This window comes from Rhodococcus sp. 14-2470-1a (genome assembly GCF_002259425.1).
GTDB classification, from domain to species: Bacteria; Actinomycetota; Actinomycetes; order Mycobacteriales; family Mycobacteriaceae; genus Rhodococcoides; species Rhodococcoides fascians_E.
In genome coordinates, this window is the sequence record NZ_NPFZ01000033.1 from 360285 (window position 1) to 367653 (window position 7369).

7 protein-coding genes are annotated in these 7369 nt (G+C 67.0%); 2 read left to right on the forward strand and 5 right to left on the reverse strand.

Annotated features, from left to right (window positions below; translation table 11 throughout):
* The first annotated feature begins 13 nt into the window (after positions 1 to 13).
* Positions 14 to 271 carry an HPr family phosphocarrier protein gene (locus tag CH292_RS23825; protein WP_019664096.1) on the forward strand — a complete coding sequence of 86 codons (258 nt, stop codon included), beginning with the start codon at positions 14 to 16 and terminating at the stop codon, positions 269 to 271.
* Between the two features lie 4 nt (positions 272 to 275).
* On the opposite strand, the gene CH292_RS23830 is transcribed toward CH292_RS23825, so the two are convergent.
* From CH292_RS23830 to CH292_RS23850, 5 genes are all read right to left on the reverse strand, one after another.
* A complete protein-coding gene (locus CH292_RS23830; protein ID WP_094655869.1) occupies positions 276 to 1301 on the reverse strand; it encodes a hypothetical protein in 1026 nt (341 codons plus the stop codon).
* A 7-nt stretch (positions 1302 to 1308) separates the two neighbouring features.
* The gene (hflX, locus tag CH292_RS23835) at positions 1309 to 2757 is read right to left on the reverse strand and encodes a GTPase HflX (protein WP_256978493.1); all 1449 of its coding nucleotides are present in this window, start codon (positions 2755 to 2757) and stop codon (positions 1309 to 1311) included.
* 219 nt (positions 2758 to 2976) lie between these two features.
* On the reverse strand, positions 2977 to 3846 hold the full coding sequence (gene dapF, locus CH292_RS23840) for a diaminopimelate epimerase (protein ID WP_094655871.1): 870 nt from the start codon (positions 3844 to 3846) through the stop codon (positions 2977 to 2979).
* 10 nt (positions 3847 to 3856) lie between these two features.
* Positions 3857 to 4783 (reverse strand): tRNA (adenosine(37)-N6)-dimethylallyltransferase MiaA, encoded by a 927-nt coding sequence (gene miaA / locus CH292_RS23845; RefSeq protein ID WP_019664100.1) that lies wholly within the window; start codon positions 4781 to 4783, stop codon positions 3857 to 3859.
* The gene (locus CH292_RS23850; protein ID WP_256978484.1) at positions 4780 to 5514 is read right to left on the reverse strand and encodes a hypothetical protein; all 735 of its coding nucleotides are present in this window, start codon (positions 5512 to 5514) and stop codon (positions 4780 to 4782) included. Before CH292_RS23850 ends, miaA begins: the two co-directional genes overlap by 4 nt.
* Before the next feature lie 209 nt (positions 5515 to 5723).
* Here CH292_RS23850 and CH292_RS23855 point away from each other — a divergent pair, with 209 nt between their 5' ends.
* Positions 5724 to 7109, forward strand: a complete 1386-nt coding sequence (locus CH292_RS23855) for a DUF349 domain-containing protein (RefSeq protein ID WP_019664102.1) — start codon at positions 5724 to 5726, stop codon at positions 7107 to 7109.
* Positions 7110 to 7369: the final 260 nt, after the last annotated feature.

Here is a 7369-nt window from a genome sequence, read left to right on the forward strand (position 1 = left end):
GAAGGAGCACTTCATGCCCAGCACCACAGTCACCGTCGGATCCGCAATCGGTCTGCACGCGCGACCCGCAGCGATCATCGCCGAGGCCGTTGCCGACGCAGGCGTCGACGTCACTCTCGCCGTGGACGGCGAGGAACCGGTGGACGCCGGATCCGCGCTGATGATCATGACCCTCGGTGCAGCCAAGGGCACCGAGGTGACCGTCGAGAGCGAGGACCAGGCGGCTCTGGACAAGGTTGCGGCGCTCGTCGCGTCCGACCTCGACGCCTGACCCGTCAACGCCGTCGGGCTGCCCCGACGGTGTAGAAGATCGACACGATCGCCAGGACACCGGCGACGGCGAGCGCACCCAGCGGCCATCGGCCACCAGGCTGCTGAGGAGCTTCCGTCGCCGGTGTCGGCGTGTCGACGAGACTTGTTGCGCTGCTCAGCACCTCGATGGGGGGAACCGGCCCACCCGCGGCTTCGGAGGCGATCAACAGGTTGCCGTTCGAATCGAATGTGAGTGCCTCACCCTGGGGCTGGGCAGGAAGAGCTATGACTTCCGGCTCACCGGACAGAGCTCGAACGACATCGCCGTCGGGCACCGCGAACAGGTAGGCGTCGGTATAGGTGCGCACGGCAGCGACAGTCCCGTCCGCACTCACCGCTCCCCCGGTCGCGAGAATCGACCCGATGATGAACGGCGGACCCCCGGCCGTGTCGGTCCGCTCGAACGTCGATTCCCCGGCCTTCGTGAGAGCGGTGGGCCCCGGTGACGCCAGCTCGGCCACGGATTCGCCACCCGCGGGGACGTAGATTCCGCTCACCCCGGTCGGCTCCTTCGTGACGACGACCGGACGACCACCGGGCTCGATCAGCAGGGCCTCCGCGTCGTGCGGCCCGTCCGGGTAGATCAACCGGTGTAGCTCGCCTTGCCCGGTGACGGGATCCATCCGAGTCAACGCGACGGTGTCACGCCTGCTCTGATTGTCGCCTGTATCGGACAACCACAGGTCGCCGTCGTACGACGCCATGTCCTCCACGTCGTACGGGTCGACCGGAACGTCGAGCCACCGTGTCACGGCGCAACCGTCGTCCAGGACGGCCACCCGGTGATCGGTCCCACTGTCGCCGATCGCGTAGAGCACACCGTCGACGAACGCCATCCCCGACAGCTCCTCGAGAGCCGGGTCGGTCGGAGTGCAGTAGGTGTCCGACGGTTCCTGCCGCACCTCCGGCCGAGCCTGGGCGGTCGGTGCGCCGGCACCGACGGTCAGCGCCGCCACTGCGACGGCTACCGCGAGAACACCCGGACGCACGCCGATGTCAGACAGCAGCCGGTTCGTACGCGAACTCGGCCAGGACGGAGGCCAGTGCCGTCGGCACTCGCGCCTCGACCCGAGTGCCGTCGCTCTCGTGGGACGACTTGGAGATCCGTCCCTCGGTGTGAATGCGTGCGACGAGATCACCTCGCGTGTAGGGAACGAGGACGTCGATCTCGGCTTCGGGCCACACCAGAATCTCACCGAGGTGACCACGCAGTTCGTCGATTCCCTCGCCGGTACGAGCCGACACGAACCGTGCTCCGGGCAGAAGCCCGCGAAGCTGGGTCAGCTGGACCGGATCTGCGGCATCGATCTTGTTCACGACGATCAGCTCCGGCGGCATCGTCGAGTCTCGTTCCTTGACGACGTCGACGATGACTTCCCGCACGGCTTTGATCTGGTCCGTGGGCAGCGGATCCGACCCGTCGACGACGTGCAGAAGCAGATCGGCGTCGGTGACTTCTTCCAGTGTCGAACGGAATGCTTCGACCAGCTGCGTCGGGAGATGCCTGACGAAGCCGACCGTGTCGGTGAGGACGATGGCTCGCCCGTCTTCCAACGTGGACTTTCGCGATGTCGGATCCAGGGTGGCGAACAGTGCGTTCTGAACCAGGACACCCGAGCCCGTCAGCGAGTTGAGCAGCGACGACTTGCCGGCATTGGTGTATCCGACGATCGCGATGTTGGGGGTGGTGCTCTTCAGCCTGCTCTCGCGTTTGGTGTCGCGGGCTTGTTTCATGCCCTTGATCTCCCTGCGGAGCTTCGCCATGCGCTCGCGAATCCGTCGGCGATCGGTTTCGATCTTGGTCTCACCGGGTCCGCGAAGGCCGACACCGCCGTTGCTGCCTGCGCGGCCGCCGGCCTGACGAGACATCGATTCACCCCAACCGCGCAGACGCGGAAGCATATATTCCATCTGCGCGTACGCGACCTGCGCCTTGCCTTCACGCGATGTCGCGTGCTGGGCGAAGATGTCCAGGATCAGTGCGGTCCGGTCGATGACCTTGACCTTCACCACTTTCTCGAGCGCGTTGAGCTGCGCGGGTGTGAGCTCACCGTCGCAGATCACGGTGTCGGCACCGGTGGACAGCACGACATCCCTCAGTTCGTGGGCTTTGCCCGAGCCGATGTAAGTGGCGGTGTCCGGCTTGTCACGCCGCTGAACCAAGGCGTCCAGCACTTCGGATCCCGCTGTTTCCGCGAGTGCGGCGAGCTCGGCCATGCTGCTCTCCACCTGCGCTGCGGTTCCGGTCGTCCACACCCCGACCAGGACGACGCGTTCGAGCCGAAGCTGGCGGTACTCGACCACGGTGACGTCCGCGAGTTCCGTGGACAACCCGGCGACGCGCCGGAGAGCGGTGCGCTCCTCGAGCTGCATGTCGCCCGTCGACGGTCTGCTGTCGGAGCTGCCGTCACCCTGATCCGACGTGGGAAGCGGGGAGCGCGCGATCCGCTTGGACCACGCTTCGCTCTCTTCGCGCGTCCAGGCCGACCCGTTCTGTGCATCGGCGTGGTCGTAATTCTGTGTGTCCGTTATTTCCGTCAATCCTTAGGTCCGGGAATCGAACGATTCCGGTTGTCATAACAACTTCTCTGTCCAACGTCATCCATGATCCACGAAATCCCCAGCGTGTGCACGCGAGTTTCCCGCCCGTGCCGAATCAACGGCTCATGCGATGCGCCGCCACCAGTCGTCGTCGACGTCGCCGCTCGCCAGCAGTACGGACGGGCCCCGAAGCGTCGCGCCGGAATCGTCGATCGACACGCTGACCTCGCCGCCGGGCACACCGACCACGACCTGGCCGGAGTCGAGCCCTTCGTAGGACAGCGCCGCGGCCGCGGCTGCGACCGTGCCGGTACCGCACGATCGAGTCTCCCCCACACCACGTTCGAACACGCGCATGTCCACCCGGCCGAACTGCAGTCGGGTGAGAATCTCGACGTTCGCGCCTGCGGTGAAGAAATCACCGTCCAGTTCGGGTGCCGACGAGAAGTCCATCCCGCCGAGCGCGGTGACGTCCAGGTCGGGGTCCACGCACGCGAGGTGCGGGTTGCCGACGTCGATACCGATGCCCTCGAAGCGGCGGCCCCCCAGTACGGCAGCACTCGACCCCATCAGATGCACGTCGCCCATCTCGACGGTGACGTCGGCGGTGGTGTCGTCGAAGCGATGGACCGTGACCGGCCTGGCTCCCGCTCGTGAACCGACGACGAATCGAACCTCGGTCTCGAGCCCGGTGGCCCGCAGGTAGTGGGCGAACACCCGCACCCCGTTACCGCACATCTCGGCGATGCTGCCGTCACCGTTGCGGTAGTCCATGAACCAGTCCTCGGCGGACACACCCGCGGGCAGCCGGTCCAGCACTCCTGCGTCACGCAACTGCCCGGCCCGTGCAACGCGCAGTACCCCGTCGGCACCGAGACCGCGACGACGGTCGCACAGAGCAGCGACCCGGGGCCGGAGTAGCTCGATCTGGACATCCGGGTCCTGCAGCACGACGAAGTCGTTCTGCGTTCCGTGACCTTTCGCGAAGTGCATGCCGGGAAGTCTATCCGCGCGACAGAGCCTCGAGCGCGGACGCCAGCAGGGACGGGTTCGCGCCGTCGAGCCAGTGGACCCGTGGGTCGCGCCGGAACCACGAGCGCTGTCGACGTACGTATCGGCGGGTGCCGATGAACGTCCGTTCACGTGCGTGGTCGAGGTCGCTCGTGCCGTCGAGAAACGCCAGGACCTGCGCGTAACCGATCGCGCGCGAGGCGGTGACACCGTCCTTCAACCCGACGTCGATCAGCGCGCGCACCTCGTCGACGAGGCCCGCGGAGAACATCAGATCGGTACGACGCGCGATTCGCTCGTCCAGTTCGGTGGTCTCCCGGTCGACGCCGAGCAAGCGCGTTCCCCACCGGGGCTCGCCGATGGTCGGTGCCGAGGCCGCGAACGGTGCTCCGGTGATCTCGACGACCTCGAGTGCCCGCACCATGCGTCGACCGTCCGTGGCGAGGATCGACGCCGCGGCCTCCGGATCCTTCAGCGCGAGCTCACGGTGGACCGCCTCGGTACCTCCGTCGGCCAACACCTTCTCCCATTTGGCGCGAACATCGGGATCGGTTGCGGGAAAGGACCACTCGTCGAGCAGAGATTGCACGTACATCATCGACCCACCCACGATGACGGGAACGTTGCCGCGCGCGATGATGTCCTCGACGTCACGTACCGCCGCGCTCTGGTAGTTCGCCACCGTCGCGGTCTCGGTCACGTCGAGGACGTCCAACCGGTGATGCGGAATCCCGCGACGATCGTCCGGCGCCAGCTTGGCCGTGCCGATGTCCATGCCGCGGTACTGCTGCATCGCGTCGATGTTGACGACCTCGCCGCCGAGCGTTTCCGCAAGATCGAGACCCAGATCGGACTTGCCCGTTGCCGTCGGCCCGATCACCGCGATCGGACGCAGGCGTTCGGTGTGTTCGCCTGTCATCGCGGGAGGGTCCACGTGCCGACGAAGTAACCGACCCCGTACGGAGCGCCCCGGTAGAGCCTGCGCACGTCGACGTCGTCGTCCCCGACGACACCGGCTGCAGTCTGCCAGGCAGCCAATCCGCCGACCCCGACCTCGCCGCAGAGCACGGGGTCGAGCCGCGTCAATGCTCCTGCATCGGCTGCGGCGAGAGCGTCGTCGATGTCACGCTGCACGGACTCGGCTCGATCGTCGAAGGAACCAGGAGCCTTGGGAGTCAGCGTGGTCGCACCGTCGGCGACGACCAACAACCCCCAATCGGTTCCCCGCCCGTCGAACTCGGCCCTCAGGTTCGCCCCGAGTCGTCGGTGATCGTCCACGACACCGCGATCCGCGACCAACTCCACATCGACCGTGATCTCGCGCGACACCTCCCCCGCCGACGCCTGCCCACGGAGCCATCCCGCGATCAGCGCGGGCAACGGCATGTCGGGATCGGACGCAGAGTCACCGTCGGACAGATCGACGCGCACATCGACGCCGTACCCCGTGAACGACCCTGCGGCGGGGTGCGTGATCCGACGAGCGACGTCGGCCACACCGATCGCCACCCAGGTATCGGCGACCGAGGCCAGGTACGAGGCAGCGTCGCAGGCAGCCGCACGGACGTCGATCGAGTCGGCAGCTCCGCTTCCCGTCAATTCGGGCACCAGGAGGGGCGGGGACGGCACCAAGGCCACGGCACGTAACACGGGACCCAACGCTAGTCGGTGACGCGGTGCCCGGACGACGCGGCAGCGACCGCATGCGAAGACACTCGGCGTCGTAATCGCCGGACGAGCACACCAACCTCGCTCGCACCTGTTTGAATGGTTCGATCGGTCGATACCGACCGATGGTGGTGAAGCACTCGATACAGCGCGATACAGGCAGCCGTGACGCGCGGCAGAGATGAGGAACGATGACCGACACCGACGGCCACACCAGCGGGGAGAACACTCCAGGCGCTCCCAAGCCCGGCGGCCCCAAGCCCGGCGGCCCGAAACCCGGTGGCCCCAAGCCAGGTGGCGGCCCCAAGCCTCATCCGGTGGCGACACACGTCGCGACCGTGACGCCCGCACTCGCGGCGCCGAGCGACCCGAGCAAATTCGGACGGGTCGACGACGACGGCACCGCGTGGGTCAAGACCGCTGACGGCGAACGACAGATCGGGTCGTGGCAGGCCGGTGACGCGGCCGAGGGTCTCGCACATTTCGGTCGCCGGTACGACGATCTGTCCACCGAGATCGCCCTGCTCGAGGCCAGGCTCACCGCCGGATCCGGGGACGCGAAGAAGACCAAGGCCGCCGCGGAAGCACTGGCCGAGACGCTGCCGACCGCCGCGGTCATCGGCGACCTCGACGCGCTCGCCGAGCGACTGCAACTCGTCGTCGAACACTCCGAGACTGCCGCCGCCGTTGCCCGCCACGAGAAGGAAGCCGAGCGCGCCGCACACACGGCACGCAAAGAAGAACTCGCCGCCGAAGCGGAACAGATCGGCACCGAATCCACCCAGTGGAAGCATGCAGGCGATCGCCTACGCGAGATCCTCGACGAGTGGAAAACGATCCGCGGAGTCGACCGCAAGGTCGACGATGCCCTGTGGAAGCGCTACTCCAAGGCTCGCGAGAACTTCAACCGTCGCCGCGGCGCACACTTCGCGGATCTCGACCGTGAGCGCGGCGCCGCGAAGACACGCAAGGAGGAGTTGGTAGCGCAGGCAGAGGCACTGTCGTCGTCCACCGACTGGGGACCCACCGCGGCAGCGTTCCGAGACCTGCTGACCGAATGGAAAGCCGCCGGACGTGCACCTCGCGACGCCGACGACGCACTGTGGAAGAACTTCAAAGCTGCACAGGACGTGTTCTTCGCCGCACGCAACGCGGCAGCGTCCGAACGTGACGCCGAGTTCGAGGCGAACGCAGTTGCCAAGGAGGAGCTCCTCCAGAAGTACGCCGGCATCGACCCCGCCGCCGACCTCGACGCAGCCCGCGCATCACTCCGCGATCTTCAGGAGAAATGGGACGCACTGGGCAAAGTACCCAGGGACAAGATGCAGGAACTCGAAGGCAAGCTGCGCGCCATCGAGAAATCGGTACGCGACGCCGTCGACGCGCAGTGGCGTCGGACCGACCCCGAAGCCCTCGCCCGCGCCGCCCAGTTCCGCGAGCGCGTCGAACAGTTCGAGGAGCAGGCCGCCAAAGCATCCGCCGCGGGCAAGGACAAGGACGCCAAGCGCGCCCTCGAACAGGCTCAGCAGTGGCGCGAATGGGCCGACGCCGCCGAAGGCGCAGTCGGCGAACTTTAGCCGTCTCCCGACAGCACGCACCCCTTACCGGAGCGCACCCCCTCCCGGAGCGAATGTGCCGTTCGGTCACTTGGGGCGGGCTCAACCGGTGGATGCGCCACCGCTCCTGATCAGGGAGTAGGTGGTGTGTCGTGGGTGGACGACCACGCAAGTCAGAGGAAGTACGCGATAGCTTCTATGCCATGGTCGACTCTGGGGTGTCGGTATCGAGGGCGAGCGCTGCACATGGCGTGGGCCGCAGGTCTGGTTATCGGTGGTTG